The organism is Cellulosimicrobium sp. ES-005, assembly GCF_040448685.1.
Lineage (GTDB): Bacteria > Actinomycetota > Actinomycetes > Actinomycetales > Cellulomonadaceae > Cellulosimicrobium > Cellulosimicrobium cellulans_G.
The window spans coordinates 1,939,655-1,955,251 of sequence record NZ_CP159290.1 but is presented as its reverse complement, the minus strand read 5'-3'; the positions used below and the strand labels follow the sequence as shown (position 1 = coordinate 1,955,251).

Sequence of the window (15,597 nt, the reverse complement as noted above, 5' to 3'; positions counted from 1 at the left end):
GGCTCACAGGGGGAGGAAGACGTCGACCGCGACCGCCACGAAGAGCAGGGTGAGGTACGTGATCGACGCGTGGAAGACCTTCATCTCCCCGACCTTGCCGCCCTTCCCGTCGGCCTTCTCCCGGGCGCGGCGCAGCATCGTCACGCACGAGGACAGGAACCAGACCCCGAGGACGGTGGCGACGACGCCGTAGACCCAGGTCATGCCGGCGAGCGGCCACAGCGCGAGCGACGAGGCGACCATGGCGACGCCGTAGACGATCATCTCGCGCGCGACCCTGCGGTCGTCCGCGACGACCGGGAGCATCGGCACGCCGGCGTTGGCGTAGTCGCGCTTGAACTTCATGGACAGCGGCCAGTAGTGCGGCGGCGTCCAGAAGAAGATGACGAGGAACAGGGCGAGCGCCGCCCAGCTCAGCGAGCCCGTGACGGCGGACCACCCGATGAGCACCGGCATGCAGCCCGCGATGCCGCCCCAGACGATGTTCTGCGGCGTGCGGCGCTTGAGGATCATCGTGTAGCCGACGACGTAGATCGCGATCGCCGCGAACGTGAGCCACGCCGAGACGACGTTGACCAGGAGCGCGAACCAGACGAGCGACACGACGCCGAGGACGGTCGCGAACACGAGCGCGGCCCGCGGCGTCACCTCGCCCGTGACGAGCGGTCGCCGCTTGGTGCGGTTCATGACCTCGTCGATGTCGCGGTCGAGATAGCAGTTGTAGACGTTCGCCGAGGCCGCCGCGAGCGTCCCGCCCACGAGCGTCGCGAGGATCAGCCCGATGCCCGGCAGCCCGCCCTGGGCCAGGATCATCGTCGGGACCGTGGTCACGAGGAGGAGCTCGATGATGCGCGGCTTGGTCAGCGCGACGTAGGCACCGAGGCGCTCGCGCAGGGCGAGGGTCGCACGCGCGGCCTCGGCCGTCGGGGCGACGGAGGTCGCGGGGCTCGTCGGCGAGGACGGCTGCTGGGTCGACGCGGCGCCAGACGGGCTTCCGGTCCCGTCGATCGGTGCCTGGCTCGTGGTGTGCACGCGCTTCGGTGTTCCGTTCTGAGGTGGGGGGCGAGCTGGGGACGGACCGCCGGTCGTCCTCGCTCATCGTACGGCCCCGCCCGCGCCGGGGCCGACCGGACGGGCCGGGCGATTGTGTGACATCCGACCGAAATCCAGCACGTGGGCACCGCCCGGGCGCGAACGGCGTCCGCGTATAGGCTGGACCTGCAACCGTCCCGCGTCGGACCGCTCGTCGAGACCTGTGGCCCGCGGACGACGTGACCGGCACCGGGCCGCCCCGCCCCCTGAGGCGTGAGGCCGGGAAATGTTCAACGGTTGTTTCGAGTTGTCGCGAGGATCCGGGGCGCGCGCTCCGGACGGGAATGAGGTTCGGTGAACGCGTTGTCCCCTGCTCACACGCCCCTGGACTGGACGGACCTGGACGACCGGGCCGTCAAGACGATCAAGGCGCTCGCCGCCGACGCGGTGGAGAAGGTGGGCAACGGCCACCCCGGCACCGCGATCTCGCTGGCCCCGGCCGCCTACCTCCTGTTCCAGAAGGTCATGCGCCACGACCCGTCGGACGACCACTGGGTCGGCCGCGACCGGTTCGTGCTCTCGGCGGGCCACTCGTCGCTCACGATCTACCTCCAGCTCTTCCTCGCCGGGTACGGCCTGGAGATGGCGGACATCGAGGCCCTGCGCACGTGGGGCTCCAAGACCCCCGGCCACCCCGAGTACAAGCACACCAAGGGCGTCGAGATCACGACCGGCCCGCTCGGCCAGGGCCTCGCGTCCTCCGTCGGCATGGCCTTCGCGGCCCGCCGCGAGCGCGGTCTGCTGGACCCGTCGACCGCCCCGGGCGAGTCGCCGTTCGACCACCACGTGTACGTCATCGCGTCCGACGGCGACCTGCAGGAGGGCGTGACGAGCGAGGCGTCCTCGCTGGCCGGCCACCAGCAGCTCGGCAACCTCGTCGTCATCTGGGACGACAACAAGATCTCCATCGAGGACGACACGGACATCGCGTTCACCGAGGACGTCCTCGCGCGCTACGCGGCGTACGGCTGGCACACCCAGCGCGTCGACTGGACCAACGGCGGCACCGGCTACGCGGAGGACGTCGACGCGCTGCACGCCGCGATCGAGGCCGCCAAGGCCGAGACCGGCAAGCCGTCGATCATCGCGCTGCGCACGATCATCGGCTACCCGTCGCCGACCAAGCAGAACACCGGCGGCATCCACGGCTCGGCCATGGGCGCGGACGAGATCAAGGGCCTCAAGATCGAGCTCGGCCTCGACCCCGAGGCGAGCTTCGCGATCGACGACGAGGTGCTCGCGTACACGCGCGCCGTCGGCGAGCGCCAGGGCGACGCGCGCGCCGCCTGGGAGACCGCCTTCGCCGCGTGGAAGACCGCGAACCCCTCGGGCGCCGAGCTCCTCGACCGGCTCGAGAAGCGCGAGCTGCCCGCGGGCTGGGAGGACGCGCTCCCCACGTTCGAGGCGGGCAAGGCCGTCGCGACGCGATCCGCGTCGGGCAAGGTCCTCACCGCGCTCAAGGACGTGCTCCCCGAGCTGTGGGGCGGCTCGGCCGACCTCGCCGGCTCCAACAACACGACCATGGACGGCGAGCCGTCGTTCGTGCCCGTCGAGCACGCGACCAAGAAGTTCCCCGGCCACGAGTACGGGCGCACGCTGCACTTCGGCATCCGTGAGCACGCCATGGGCGCGATCCTCAACGGCATCGTCCTGCACGGCGGCACGCGCGCCTACGGCGGCACCTTCCTCCAGTTCAGCGACTACATGCGTCCCGCGGTGCGGCTCGCCGCGCTCATGGAGATCCCGACGACGTTCGTGTGGACGCACGACTCGATCGGCCTGGGCGAGGACGGCCCGACGCACCAGCCCGTCGAGCACCTCGCCGCGCTGCGCGCCATCCCGGGCCTCGACGTCGTCCGCCCGGCCGACGCCAACGAGACCTCGTGGGCCTGGCGCACGATCCTGGAGAACACCGAGCGCCCGGCGGGCATCATCCTCACGCGTCAGAACGTCCCGACGTTCCCGCGCGGCACCGAGGGCTACGCCGACGCCTCGGGCACCGCCCGCGGCGGCTACGTGCTGCTCGACACCGAGGGCACGCCCGACGTCATCCTCATCGGCACCGGCTCCGAGGTGCAGCTCGCCGTCGAGGCGCGCGAGATCCTCGCGGGCGAGGGCGTGCAGGCGCGCGTCGTCTCCCTCCCGAGCCGCGAGTGGTTCGACGGTCAGGACGCCGCCTACCGCGAGTCCGTCCTGCCGGCCGCCGTCCGCGCGCGCGTGTCCGTCGAGGCGGGCGTGGCGCAGGGCTGGCGCGAGCTCGTCGGCGACGCCGGCCGCTCCGTGAGCCTCGAGCACTACGGCGCCTCGGCCGACTACCAGGTGCTGTACAGCGAGTTCGGCATCACGTCCGAGGCCGTCGCCTCGGCGGCGCGCGAGTCGATCGCGGCGGCGCGCGGCGACGACGCCCCGGGCGCCGCGCCGACGCCGTCGGAGGGCGGCACTGGCGACCAGCGCTGACCCTTCGTAGATTCCGAGGTGGGGCCGTGCGCGGCCCCACCTCGGGCTGCCCCGGGGTGTCACGCACGGCCCGGGGCGCACGCCCGCAGCGAGAGCACCACCGAGAGGAAGTCCGATGACGCAGTCCCCCACCGTCCCCGGCCCCATCGAGCAGCTCACGGGAGCGGGCGTGTCGATCTGGCTCGACGACCTCTCCCGAGAACGGCTGCGCACCGGCAACCTCGCCGACCTCGTGGCGACGCGCGGCGTCGTCGGCGTGACCACGAACCCCACGATCTTCGCGGCGGCGCTCGCGAAGGGCGACGCCTACGACGCCCAGCTCGCCGAGCTCGCGCCCGCCGGCGTGGACGACGCGGCCGTGGAGGCCGCCGTCGAGCGGATCACGACGGACGACGTGCGCGCCGCCGCGGACCTGCTGCGCCCGGTCTACGACGCGACCGACGGCGTCGACGGGCGCGTCTCGATCGAGGTCGACCCGCGCCTCGCGCACGACGCCGACAAGACGGTCGTCACGGCCGAGCGCCTGTGGGCCACCATCGACCGGCCCAACGTCTACATCAAGATCCCCGCGACGGTCGCCGGCCTCGACGCGATCTCCCGCACGCTCGCGCAGGGCATCAGCGTCAACGTGACGCTCATCTTCTCGCTCGCGCGCTACCGCGCCGTCATGGACGCGTTCGCGATCGGTCTCGAGCAGGCGCGCGCGGACGGCATCGACCTCGCGCCCGTCGGCTCGGTCGCGTCCTTCTTCGTCTCCCGCGTCGACACCGCGGTGGACGCCGCGCTCGAGAAGGTCGGCACCCCGGAGGCGCTCGACCTGCGCGGCCAGGCCGCGATCGCCAACGCCCGGCTCGCGTTCGAGGCCTACGAGGAGTTCCGCCAGACGGACCGCTGGCGCTCGCTCGCCGCGTCCGGCGCGCACCCGCAGCGCCCGCTGTGGGCCTCGACCGGCGTGAAGAACCCGGAGTACCGCGACACCATGTACGTCGACGAGCTCGTCACGGACGGGATCGTCAACACCATGCCCGAGGCGACGCTGCAGGCGTTCGCCGACCACGGCGTCGTGACGGGCGACACGGTCACCGGCACGGCGTCCGCCTCCCGCCGCACCCTGGAGACGGTCGAGTCCTTCGGCGTCTCGCTCGTCGAGGTCACCGACCGCCTCGAGGAGGAGGGCGTGCGCAAGTTCGAGGACAGCTGGACCGACCTCCTCGCCACGACGCGCGACGGCCTGCGCGACGCCGCCGGCTCCTGACCCGCCGACGCGTGCCCGCCCCGACGGGCACGCGTCCGACCAGCGGGAACGACGGCGCGCCCGTCCGGGCCGCCCGTATCATCCCGCACACGCCTCAGTCCTTCTGCAGTCCTCCCGACCCCTCGAAACGGAACGGTGCCACCAGGTGAGACCGGCCAAGATCACGCCAGAGCACAACCCGCTGCGCGACCCCCTCGACCTGCGCCTGCCCCGGATCGCGGGCCCCTGCGGGCTCGTCATCTTCGGCGTCACGGGCGACCTCGCCCGCAAGAAGCTCATGCCCGCGGTGTACGACCTGGCCAACCGCGGCCTGCTCCCCCCGGGCTTCGCGCTCACGGGCTTCGCGCGCCGCGACTGGGCGGACCAGGACTTCGCGCAGGTGGTGCACGACGCCGTCAAGGAGCACGCGCGCACGCCGTTCCGCGAGGCCACCTGGCGCCAGCTCTCCGAGGGCATCCGGTTCGTCCAGGGGTCGTTCGACGACGACCAGGCGTTCGAGCGCCTGCGCGAGACGGTCGAGACGCTCGACGCCGAGCGCGGCACGGGCGGCAACCACGCCTTCTACCTCTCCGTGCCGCCGAGCGCGTTCCCGGTCGTGTGCCGCCAGCTCGCCGAGTCCGGGCTGTCGCGCTCGCAGGAGGACGCGTGGCGCCGCGTCGTCATCGAGAAGCCGTTCGGGCACGACCTCCAGAGCGCACGCGAGCTGGACGCCGTCGTGTCGGAGGTCTTCCCGCCCGACTCGGTGTTCCGCATCGACCACTACCTCGGCAAGGAGACGGTCCAGAACCTCCTCGCCCTGCGGTTCGCCAACCAGATGTTCGAGCCGATCTGGAACGCGAACTACGTGGACCACGTGCAGATCACCATGGCCGAGGACATCGGCATCGGCGGTCGCGCGGGCTATTACGACGGGATCGGCGCCGCGCGCGACGTCATCCAGAACCACCTGCTCCAGCTCCTCGCGCTCGTCGCGATGGAGGAGCCGGTGTCGTTCGACGCCCCGTCGCTGCGCGCCGAGAAGATCAAGGCGCTCTCGGCCGTGCGCCTGCCGCGCGAGCTGTCGAAGCACACCGCGCGCGGCCAGTACGCCGCCGGGTGGCAGGGCGGCGAGGAGGTCATCGGCTTCCTCGACGAGGACGGCATCCCCGCGGACTCGACGACCGAGACGTACGCCGCGATCCGCGTGGACATCGACAACCGCCGCTGGGCGGGCGTCCCGTTCTACCTGCGCACGGGCAAGCGCCTCGGGCGCCGCGTGACCGAGGTCGCGGTCGTGTTCAAGAAGGCCCCGCATCTGCCGTTCGAGACCTCGCAGGCCTCCGACCTCGGCAACAACGCCCTCGTCATCCGCGTCCAGCCCGACGAGGGCGTGACGATGCGGTTCGGCGCGAAGGTCCCGGGCACTGCCATGGAGGTCCGCGACGTCACGATGGACTTCGGGTACGGGCACGCGTTCACCGAGTCCTCCCCCGAGGCCTACGAGCGGCTCATCCTCGACGTCCTCCTCGGCGACCCGCCGCTCTTCCCGACGCGCGAGGAGGTCGAGCTCTCGTGGAAGATCCTCGACCCGATCACCGCGCACTGGGCCGCCAAGGGCACGCCCGACCAGTACCGGTCCGGCACGTGGGGGCCCGAGTCGGCCGACACGATGCTCGCGCGGGACGGCCGCTCGTGGCGGCGCCCGTGACGGCCGCCGTCCCCGCGCCGGCCCCGCGGAGCGCGGCGCCCCTGAGAGAGACCCCCCGACCCCGTCGTGCGCCGCAGGGCCGCACGACCTCCCGACCGGCGAGGACCCCGCGATGATCATCGACCTGCCCGACACGACGACGAACGCGGTGAACAAGCGCCTCGTGCGGCTGCGCGACGAGGGCGGCGCGATCGCGCTCGGCCGCGTCCTCACGCTCGTCGTCATCGCGCGCGAGTCCGACGTCGAGACGTCGATCGAGGCGGCGAACGACGCGAGCCGTGAGCACCCGTGCCGCGTCATCGTCGTCGCGCCCTCCGGTCGGAGCACCGTCCCGCACCTCGACGCCCAGATCCGCGTGGGCGGCGACGCCGGCGCGTCCGAGGTCGTCGTGCTGCGGACCGCGGGCCCGCTGCTCGAGCACGCCGACACGCTCGTCATGCCGCTCCTGCTCCCGGACGCACCGATCGTGGTGTGGTGGCCGGGCCAGCCGCCCGCGTCCGTCGACGACGACCCCGTCGGCGCGATGGCTCAGCGCCGCATCACCGACTCGATCACGTCCAAGGACCCCGAGGCGACGCTCGCGCAGCTCGCGACGTCGTACGGCCCCGGGGACTCCGACCTGGCGTGGGCCCGCGTCACGCTGTGGCGCGGGCTCATCGCCGCCGCACTCGACCAGCCGCCGTACGAGCCGGTGACGAACGTCCTGGTCGAGGGGCAGGCGAAGCACACCTCGCTCGACCTGCTCGCGGCGTGGCTCGGCTCTCGGCTGCGCTGCCCCTCGCAGGTCGTGCGCCGTCGCGGCGCCGAGGCGATCACGCGCGTCACGCTCGAGCGCAAGAGCGGGCCGATCATCCTCGACCGCCCGGACGGGCGCATCGTGACGATCAGCCAGCCGGGCAAGCCCGACCGCCGCGTCGCGCTGCCGATCCGGACGCTGAGCGAGGCCCTCATCGAGGAGCTGCGCCGCCTCGACCCGGACGAGATCTACGGCGAGGTGCTCACCAAGGGGCTGCAGAAGGTGGGCGCGTGACCGCCACCCGGCCCGGGGACGCGCACGCGTCCCACGGGCGCCTCGTGGTCGTGCACCCCGACGCCGGCGTCCTCGCCGAGGCCGTCGCGTCGCGGCTCGTGACGCGCCTGCTCGACGTGCAGTCGGTGCGCAGCCCGGTGCACGTCGTGCTCACCGGCGGCACCGTCGGCATCGCGAGCCTCGCGGCGCTCGAGCGCCACCCGGCCCGCGACGCCGTCGACTGGTCGGGCGTTCACCTGTGGTGGGGCGACGAGCGCTTCCTGCCCGCCGGGGACCCGGATCGCAATGAGACGCAGGCACGCGACGCGCTGCTCGCCCACCTGCCCCAGCTCCCGGCCGGGAACGTGCACCCGATGCCCGCGGCGGACGTCGCAGCGACCCCCGAGGAGTCGGCCACGGCCTACGCGGCGACGCTCGCCGCGTACGCCCCGGACGGCGCCGAGGTGCCCGCGTTCGACGTGCTCCTGCTCGGGATGGGACCCGACGGCCACGTCGCGTCGCTCTTCCCCGGGCACCCGGGGCTCGACGTGACGGGCGTCCCGACCGCCGGCGTCCACGGTTCGCCGAAGCCGCCGCCGGAGCGCGTGACGCTGACCTTCGAGGCCATCGCGCGAGCCCGTCAGGTGTGGGTGGTCGCCGCGGGTGCGGAGAAGGCACCGGCCGTCGCGTCGGCGCTCGGCGGGGCCCCGGCGTCCGAGACCCCGGCGGCTGCGGTCACGGGCACCGAGCGCACGCTGTGGCTCGTCGACGCCGCGGCGGCGGGCACGCGGGACGCCGACCGATGACGACCGGCGGCGAGCACGTGGACCCCGCGGTCACGTGGGACGCGGTCGACGCGTACTTCGGGCCGCTCGTGGGCGAGGACGACGTGCTCGCCGCCGCCGGCGCGAGGGCGCGCGCTGCGGGCCTCCCGGAGATCCAGGTCTCCCCCGCGCAGGGGCGGTTCCTGCAGCTTCTCGCGCTCGCGTCCGGCGCGCGCCGGGTGCTGGAGGTCGGGACGCTCGGCGGCTACTCGACGATCTGGCTCGCCCGCGCGCTGCCGCCCGACGGCGCGCTCGTCACGTGCGAGATCGATGCCGCGCACGTCGCGGTCGCGCGGGAGTCCCTGGCCGAGGCCGGTCTCGCGAGGATCGTCGACGTCGTGCACGGCCCGGCCGCGGACACGCTGCGGGGCCTCGTCGATGAGGGCGTCGAGCCGTTCGACCTCGTGTTCGTCGACGCCGACAAGCCGTCGAACCCCGTCTACCTCGACCTCGCGCTCCGGCTGTCCCGCCCCGGCACGCTGATCGTCGTGGACAACACCGTCCGTGGCGGCGCCGTCGCCGACGCGGAGAGCACCGACCCGAACGTGCTCGGGGTGCGGGAGATGGTCGAGCGCGTCGTCGCGGACCCTAGGCTCGACGCCACCGCCCTGCAGACGGTGGGGTCGAAGGGCTACGACGGGTTCGTCCTGGCGCGCGTGCGCTGAGGCGCGCGGGCGCTGCGCACGGGCCGAGCCGGTCCCGACCCGAGCTCGACGGACCGGTCAGCGGCCGCGGCGAGCACGCAGCGCAGCGAGCGCCTCGTCGAGGATCGCGACGCCGTCCTCGTCGCTGCGGCGCTCCTTCACGTACGCGAGGTGCGTCTTGTAGGGCTCGTTGCGCGACGGCGTCGGCGGGTTCTCGCGGTCCTGCCCGGCCGGGAACCCGCAGCGGGGGCAGTCCCAGGTCTCGGGCGCCTCGATCTCCGCCTCCGAGGAGAAGCTCGGGCGCGTCTCGTGGCCGTTCGCGCACCAGTAGGAGACCCAGAAGCGCGGCGCGATCTCGCCGCGCTCGGACTCCCCGAGCGGCCCCGCCCCGACGCGCGACCCGCGGATCGCGTTACCACCTGCCACGTGCTCTCCCCCGTCCGTGCCGTCGTCGGCACTCGATCCTGCCCGTACCGCGCCGTCCGGCGCGGCTGCCCCCCTGCCGGCTCCTCGAGCCCGTTCGATCCTGCGGCGCCCTCACGGGGCGCCGCAGGTCAGCTCACCTTCTGGAGGAGCCCCAGGAGCACGATGACGACCGTCCAGACGAGGGCGAACGACACGGTGATCCGGTTGAGGTTGCGCTCGGCGACGCCGGAGCTGCCCACCGAGCTCGAGATCCCGCCGCCGAACATGTCGGAGAGGCCGCCGCCCTTGCCCTTGTGCATGAGCACGAGCAGGGTGAGGAAGCCGCTGGTGAGGACCAGCAGGATCTGGAGGATGATGCGCAGCACGTCCACGAGTACGTCCTTGAGGCTCAGGGCCGTCCCGACCGATGTCGAGCGCGACCGCACGGTTGTCGTGCGCAGGCGTGACCTGCTGCACAGGGGACAAGAGTAGGCGACGCGGGGCCGCTGCGGCCAACCCCGGCCGGCGGCGTCTCACGCCAGGGGCCGACGGCCCCGGGATCCGCTCCCGGGGCCGTCGGCGCGAGGGTCTCGCAGAGGTCAGGCGCCGGTCGCGTGCGACTGGTAGCGCACGATCTTGGCGAACTCCTCGGGGTCGAGGCTCGCGCCGCCGACGAGCGCGCCGTCGACGTCGGGCTGCGCCATGATCGCGGCGACGTTGGACGACTTCACCGAGCCGCCGTACAGGATGCGCGTCGCGTTCGCGAGGTCGGCGTCGTACAGGTCGCCCAGGGCGCCGCGGATGGCACCGCAGACCTCCTGCGCGTCCTCCGGCGTCGCGACCTCGCCCGTGCCGATGGCCCAGACGGGCTCGTACGCGATGACGAGCGTGGCGAGCTGCGCGGCGGGGATGCCCGCGAGGGCGCCCTCGACCTGAGCCAGCGTGTAGGAGATCTGCTCGCCGGCCTTGCGCACGTCCAGGCCCTCGCCCACGCACAGGATCGGGGCGACGCCCTGACCCACGGCGGCGACGATCTTCTCGTTGACCTGGGCGTCCGTCTCGCCGTGGTACTGCCGGCGCTCCGAGTGGCCGATCGCGACGTAGCTCGCGCCGAGCTTGGCGAGCATCGTCGCCGAGATCTCGCCCGTGTAGGCGCCCTCCAGGTGCGCGGACACGTCCTGCGCGCCGTACTTCAGCTCGAGCTTGTCCGCGTCGACGAGCGTCTGCACCGACCGGAGGTCGGTGAAGGGCGGCAGCACGGCCACCTCGACGGCCGCGTAGTCGTGCTTCGCGTCCTTGAGCGTCCACGCGAGCTTCTGCACGGTGTGCGTCGCCTGGTGGTGGTCCAGGTTCATCTTCCAGTTGCCCGCCATGAGCGGGGTACGGCTGTTCGCCACGGTCCTTCTTCTCTCTGTGGGGGTCGCACCGCCCGCGCGCACGGCGTGCCGCGGGCGGTGCGTGAGGTGGGTTCGGGAGGGCGCTCAGCCCTCGAGGACGGAGATCCCCGGGAGGTCCTTGCCTTCGAGGAACTCGAGGCTCGCGCCGCCACCGGTCGAGATGTGGCTGAAGCCCGCCTCGTCGAAGCCGAGGATCCGGACCGCGGCGGCCGAGTCGCCGCCGCCGACGATCGTGAACGCGCCGTTGGCCGTCGCGTCGACCAGGGCCTGGGCCACGGCGCGCGTCCCGCCCGAGAACGCCTCGAACTCGAACACGCCGGCGGGGCCGTTCCACACGACCGTCTTCGCGTCGACGATCTTGCTCGCGAAGAGCTGCGCCGACTCGGGGCCGATGTCGAGACCGATCTTGTCGGCCGGGATCGCGTCCGCCGCGACGACCTCGTGCGGGGAGTCCGCGGCGAACGCGTCGGCCACCACGATGTCCGTCGGCAGGACGATCTCGACGCCGTTCTTCTCCGCGTCCGCGAGGTAGCCCTTGACCGTGTCGATCTGGTCCTCCTCGAGGAGGGACTTGCCGACGCCGTAGCCCTTCGCCGCGAGGAACGTGAACACCATGCCGCCGCCGATGAGCAGACGGTCCGCCTTGGTGAGCAGGTTCGCGATGACGCCGAGCTTGTCCGAGACCTTGGAGCCGCCGAGCACGACCGCGTACGGGCGGGCCGGGTCCTCGGTCGCCTTGCGCAGCGAGTCGACCTCCTTGAGGACGAGCTCGCCCACGGCGGACGGGAGCACCTGCGCGACGTCGTAGACGGACGCCTGCTTGCGGTGCACGACGCCGAAGCCGTCGGAGACGAACACGTCCGCGAGCTGCGCGAGGTCCTGAGCGAGCGCCTGGCGCTCCGCGTCGTCCTTCGACGTCTCGCGCGGGTCGAACCGGATGTTCTCCAGCAGCGCGACCTCGCCGTCGCCGAGCGCGGCGACCGTCTCACGCGCCGAGTCGCCGACGACGTCCTGCGCCAGGTGCACCGGCACGCCCAGCAGCTCGCCCAGGCGGGCCGCGACGGGCGCGAGGGAGTACTTCGGGTCCGGCTCGCCCTTGGGACGGCCGAGGTGCGCGGTGACGATCACCTTCGCGCCCGCGTCGGTGAGCTTCTTCAGCGTCGGGAGCGCGGCGCGGATGCGCCCGTCGTCCGTGATGGTCGTCCCGTCGAGCGGGACGTTGAAGTCGGAGCGGACGAGGACGCGCTTGCCGCGCAGGTCGCCCAGGGAGTCGATGGTCAACATGTGGTCTCCTACGGTTCTGTCGCCGTCGTGCGGGGCGCCTGCCTGCAGCCGGCCAGGCCCGCACATGAGGACGTCCGCGTGCGCGTCACCGGGCGGTGCCGGGACGCGCACGCGGACGCATGGTGCTACGCAGGGATGTGCTGCGTCAGCAGGTGGCTCAGAGCTTCTCGCCGACCAGGGCGGTCAGCGCGACGAGGCTGTTCGAGTAGCCCCACTCGTTGTCGTACCAGGAGACGACCTTGACCTGGTCGCCGATCACCTTCGTGAGCTTCGAGTCGAAGATGCTCTGGTGCGGGTTGGTGACGATGTCGCTCGACACGATCTCGTCGTCGACGTACTCGAGGATGCCCTTGAGCGGGCCCTCGGCCGCCGCCTTGAGCGCAGCGTTGACCTCGTCCACCGTGACCTCGCGCGAGGCGGTGAAGGTGAGGTCCGTCGCCGAGCCCGTGATGACAGGGACGCGCAGCGCGTAGCCGTCCAGCTTGCCCTTGAGCTCGGGCAGGACGAGCGACACGGCCTTGGCCGCACCCGTCGAGGTCGGGACGATGTTCTGCGCGGCGGCGCGGGCGCGACGCAGGTCGCGGTGCGGGCCGTCCTGGAGGTTCTGGTCACCCGTGTAGGCGTGGATCGTGGTCATGAGACCACGCTCGATGCCGATCGAGTCGTTGAGCGCCTTGGCCAGCGGGGCGAGGCAGTTCGTGGTGCACGACGCGTTCGAGATGATGTGGTGCGCGGCCGGGTCGTACTGGTCCGAGTTCACGCCCATGACGAACGTGGCGTCCTCGTTCTTGGCCGGGGCCGAGATGATGACCTTCTTGGCGCCGGCGTCGATGTGCGCCTTCGCCTTGGTCGCGTCGGTGAAGAAGCCGGTCGACTCGATGACGATGTCGGCGCCGAGCTCGCCCCAGGGGAGGTTCGCGGGGTCGCGCTCCGCGAGCGCACGGATCTTCTTGCCGTCGACGATGATGTTGTCGTCGTCGAAGTCCACGCTCAGCGGGAAACGGCCGAGGACCGTGTCGTACTTGAGCAGGTGCGCGAGCGTCTTGTTGTCCGTGAGGTCGTTGACGCCCACGATCTCGATGTCGGCGCCCGACTCGACGATGGCGCGGTAGAAGTTCCGTCCGATACGACCGAAGCCGTTGATACCGACGCGGATGGTCACAATGCCCTCCTCAGGGCGCGCCGGTTGTCCCGACGCACACGGTTGATGCCGAACGATCACGTACGCCGTCGTACGCAGGTGGTGATCGCGCCCGTGCCCCGCTGCCCGGCATCCCGGCACAGCACCCTCCGTGCCCGTGGACCGTCACGGCGACAGCCGGGACCACCCACGCCCACGAGGGGTGTCAGCGAAGGAGCACGTCGTTGTCACCTGACGCATCCGAGCCTATACCAACACCACGCCGACATGTGACCTGGATCCCACGGTTCGGGACCATCGTCCCGTCGGTGCATGACGTCCAGGGGCCGGGCGGGTCGCCGGGCGCCGGGCGCCGGGTCGAGGCTCGGCGGGTCAGAGGTCGAGCAGCTCCGGGCTCAGCCCCGCCTCGGTGTCCGGGATGCCGAGCTCGGCGGCGCGCTTGTCGGCCGTCGACAGCAGGCGGCGGATGCGTCCCGCCACGGCGTCCTTGGTCAGCGGCGGGTCCGCGAGCTGCCCGAGCTCCTCGAGCGACGCCTGCTTGTGGGCGAGGCGGAGCTCGCCGGCCTCGCGCAGGTGGTCGGGCAGGTCCGGGCCGAGGATCTCGAAGGCCCGCTCGACCCGCGCGCCCGCCGCGACCGCCGCCCGGGCCGAGCGGCGCAGGTTCGCGTCGTCGAAGTTCGCCAGCCGGTTCGCGGTCCCGCGCACCTCGCGCCGGGCACGCCGCTCCTCCCAGACGAGGACCGCCTCGTGCGCGCCAAGACGCGTGAGGAGCGCGCTGATCGCGTCCCCGTCCCGGATGACGACGCGGTCGACGCCGCGGACCTCGCGCGACTTCGCGGAGACGCCGAGGCGGCGGGCGGCACCGACGAGCGCCAGGGCCGCCTCGGGGCCCGGGCACGTGATCTCGAGCGCCGACGACCGGCCCGGCTCGGTGAGCGACCCGTGCGCCAGGAACGCGCCGCGCCACGCCGCCTCCGCCTCCTCCACCCCGCCGGAGACGACCTGCGGCGGGAGCCCCCGCACGGGTCGCCCGCGCTGGTCCAGGAGACCCGTCTGGCGGGCCAGCGACTCGCCGTCGCGCACGACCCGCACGACGTAGCGGCTGCTCTTGCGCAGACCACCCGCCGAGACGACGATCAGCTCGCTCGTGTGCCCGTAGACGTCCGCGATCGTCTCGCGCAGGCGGCGCGCCGCGATCGCGGTGTCGAGCTCGGCCTCGATGACGACGCGGCCCGAGATGAGGTGCAGCCCGCCCGACAACCGGAGCATCGCCGAGACCTCCGCCTTGCGGCACGAGGTCTTGTCCACCCGCAGCCGAGCCAGCTCGTCCTTCACCTGTGCCGTGAGCGCCATGCGGGACATCCTGCCACCGATGCCGACGCGTCGCGGCGGCGGGCCGGGCACCCCCGGGGGCCCGGCGCCGCGGCGCGCGGATCAGCGGGCGGGCGAGCCGACGTCGCCGAGGAAGTCGTCGAACACGTCCCGGTAGGCCGCCGCCAGGCGCAGCGCGTCGTGGCGCGCCGTGCCGTCCCCGCGCCGCACCTGCCGCAGGAGGAGCCGGGCGCCCATGCGCGCCGCGGCCTCCGCGAGCTGCTCGGTGTCCTCGACGGCGGACGGGTCCGCGACGACGGCATCGATCCGGAGACCGGGTGCGTGCTTGTGCAGGGCCTCGAGGTGGTCGGTGGCGGAGAGCCCGTACGTCTCCCCCGTCTCGCTCGACAGGTTGAGGGTGACGCAGCGTCGCGCGCTGGTCTCGTGCAGGGCGCGCGCGAGGTCGGGCACGAGCAGGTGCGGCATCACCGACGAGAACCACGACCCCGGCCCGAGCACGACCCAGTCCGCCTCCTCGACGGCCTGGACCGCCTCGGTGCACGCGGGCGGGTCCGCGGGCACGAGCCGGAGCTGCTCGATGCGGCCGTGGGTGACGGCGACGTGGCTCTGCCCGACGACGGTCTCGAGCCGGTCGCCGGTCCGCACGTCGGCCTCGATCCCGAGGGGCACCGCCGCCATGGGCAGCACGCGCCCGCGAGCGCCGAGCAGCTTGCCCACCCAGTCGAGCCCGGCGACCGGGTCGTCGAGGAGCTCCCACAGCGCGACGATGAGCAGGTTTCCCACGGCATGGTTGTCGAGGTCGCCCTCGGACGTGAACCGGTGCTGCAGGAGCGCGCTCCACGTGCGGCCCCACTCCGAGTCGTCGCACAGGGCCGCGAGCGCCATGCGCAGGTCCCCCGGGGGCAGGACGCCGAGCTCGGAGCGCAGACGCCCGGACGACCCGCCGTCGTCGGCCACCGTCACGACGGCCGTGAGCCGGTCGGACATGAGCCGCAGCGCGGAGAGGCTCGCGGACAGGCCGTGGCCGCCGCCCAGGGCGACGACGGCGGGGTTGCGCTTGGCGACCACCG

At 72.9% G+C, this 15,597-nt stretch carries 14 protein-coding genes; 6 read left to right on the top strand and 8 right to left on the bottom strand.

Annotated features, from left to right (window positions below; translation table 11 throughout):
* Positions 1 to 3: 3 nt before the first annotated feature.
* Positions 4 to 1,032, bottom strand: a complete 1,029-nt coding sequence (locus ABRQ22_RS08480; protein WP_308202244.1) for a heme o synthase — start codon at positions 1,030 to 1,032, stop codon at positions 4 to 6.
* 354 nt (positions 1,033 to 1,386) lie between these two features.
* Between ABRQ22_RS08480 and tkt the strand changes: the two genes are divergently transcribed.
* The 6 genes from tkt to ABRQ22_RS08450 all read left to right on the top strand — a co-directional run bounded on the left by tkt (position 1,387) and on the right by ABRQ22_RS08450 (position 8,989).
* Entirely contained in the window at positions 1,387 to 3,549 is a 2,163-nt protein-coding gene (gene tkt, locus ABRQ22_RS08475; protein ID WP_353709215.1) for a transketolase, read from the top strand.
* Between the two features lie 115 nt (positions 3,550 to 3,664).
* Positions 3,665 to 4,804, top strand: coding sequence for a transaldolase (gene tal / locus ABRQ22_RS08470; RefSeq protein ID WP_353709214.1), 1,140 nt, complete (start codon positions 3,665 to 3,667; stop codon positions 4,802 to 4,804).
* 145 nt (positions 4,805 to 4,949) lie between these two features.
* Positions 4,950 to 6,491, top strand: coding sequence for a glucose-6-phosphate dehydrogenase (gene zwf, locus ABRQ22_RS08465; protein ID WP_253049653.1), 1,542 nt, complete (start codon positions 4,950 to 4,952; stop codon positions 6,489 to 6,491).
* A 112-nt stretch (positions 6,492 to 6,603) separates the two neighbouring features.
* Positions 6,604 to 7,521 (top strand): glucose-6-phosphate dehydrogenase assembly protein OpcA, encoded by a 918-nt coding sequence (gene opcA / locus ABRQ22_RS08460; protein WP_353709213.1) that lies wholly within the window; start codon positions 6,604 to 6,606, stop codon positions 7,519 to 7,521.
* Positions 7,518 to 8,306 (top strand): 6-phosphogluconolactonase, encoded by a 789-nt coding sequence (pgl, locus tag ABRQ22_RS08455; protein ID WP_353709212.1) that lies wholly within the window; start codon positions 7,518 to 7,520, stop codon positions 8,304 to 8,306. Before opcA ends, pgl begins: the two co-directional genes overlap by 4 nt.
* A complete protein-coding gene (locus tag ABRQ22_RS08450; RefSeq protein WP_353709211.1) occupies positions 8,303 to 8,989 on the top strand; it encodes an O-methyltransferase in 687 nt (228 codons plus the stop codon). Before pgl ends, ABRQ22_RS08450 begins: the two co-directional genes overlap by 4 nt.
* Before the next feature lie 57 nt (positions 8,990 to 9,046).
* Here the strand turns inward: ABRQ22_RS08450 and ABRQ22_RS08445 are convergent, their stop codons facing one another.
* The 7 genes from ABRQ22_RS08445 to yvcK form a co-directional block, all read right to left on the bottom strand.
* On the bottom strand, positions 9,047 to 9,394 hold the full coding sequence (locus ABRQ22_RS08445) for an RNA polymerase-binding protein RbpA (RefSeq protein WP_047232819.1): 348 nt from the start codon (positions 9,392 to 9,394) through the stop codon (positions 9,047 to 9,049).
* A 128-nt stretch (positions 9,395 to 9,522) separates the two neighbouring features.
* A complete protein-coding gene (gene secG, locus ABRQ22_RS08440) occupies positions 9,523 to 9,765 on the bottom strand; it encodes a preprotein translocase subunit SecG (protein WP_253049657.1) in 243 nt (80 codons plus the stop codon).
* A gap of 207 nt (positions 9,766 to 9,972) precedes the next feature.
* Entirely contained in the window at positions 9,973 to 10,770 is a 798-nt protein-coding gene (gene tpiA / locus ABRQ22_RS08435; protein ID WP_353709210.1) for a triose-phosphate isomerase, read from the bottom strand.
* A gap of 84 nt (positions 10,771 to 10,854) precedes the next feature.
* On the bottom strand, positions 10,855 to 12,054 hold the full coding sequence (locus tag ABRQ22_RS08430; protein ID WP_353709209.1) for a phosphoglycerate kinase: 1,200 nt from the start codon (positions 12,052 to 12,054) through the stop codon (positions 10,855 to 10,857).
* Between the two features lie 157 nt (positions 12,055 to 12,211).
* A complete protein-coding gene (gene gap / locus ABRQ22_RS08425; RefSeq protein WP_021481805.1) occupies positions 12,212 to 13,216 on the bottom strand; it encodes a type I glyceraldehyde-3-phosphate dehydrogenase in 1,005 nt (334 codons plus the stop codon).
* 351 nt (positions 13,217 to 13,567) lie between these two features.
* Positions 13,568 to 14,548: a DNA-binding protein WhiA gene (whiA, locus tag ABRQ22_RS08420; RefSeq protein WP_353709208.1), complete on the bottom strand. Its 981-nt coding sequence runs from the start codon at positions 14,546 to 14,548 to the stop codon at positions 13,568 to 13,570.
* A gap of 81 nt (positions 14,549 to 14,629) precedes the next feature.
* Positions 14,630 to 15,595 carry a uridine diphosphate-N-acetylglucosamine-binding protein YvcK gene (yvcK, locus tag ABRQ22_RS08415; RefSeq protein ID WP_253049662.1) on the bottom strand — a complete coding sequence of 322 codons (966 nt, stop codon included), beginning with the start codon at positions 15,593 to 15,595 and terminating at the stop codon, positions 14,630 to 14,632.
* Positions 15,596 to 15,597: the final 2 nt, after the last annotated feature.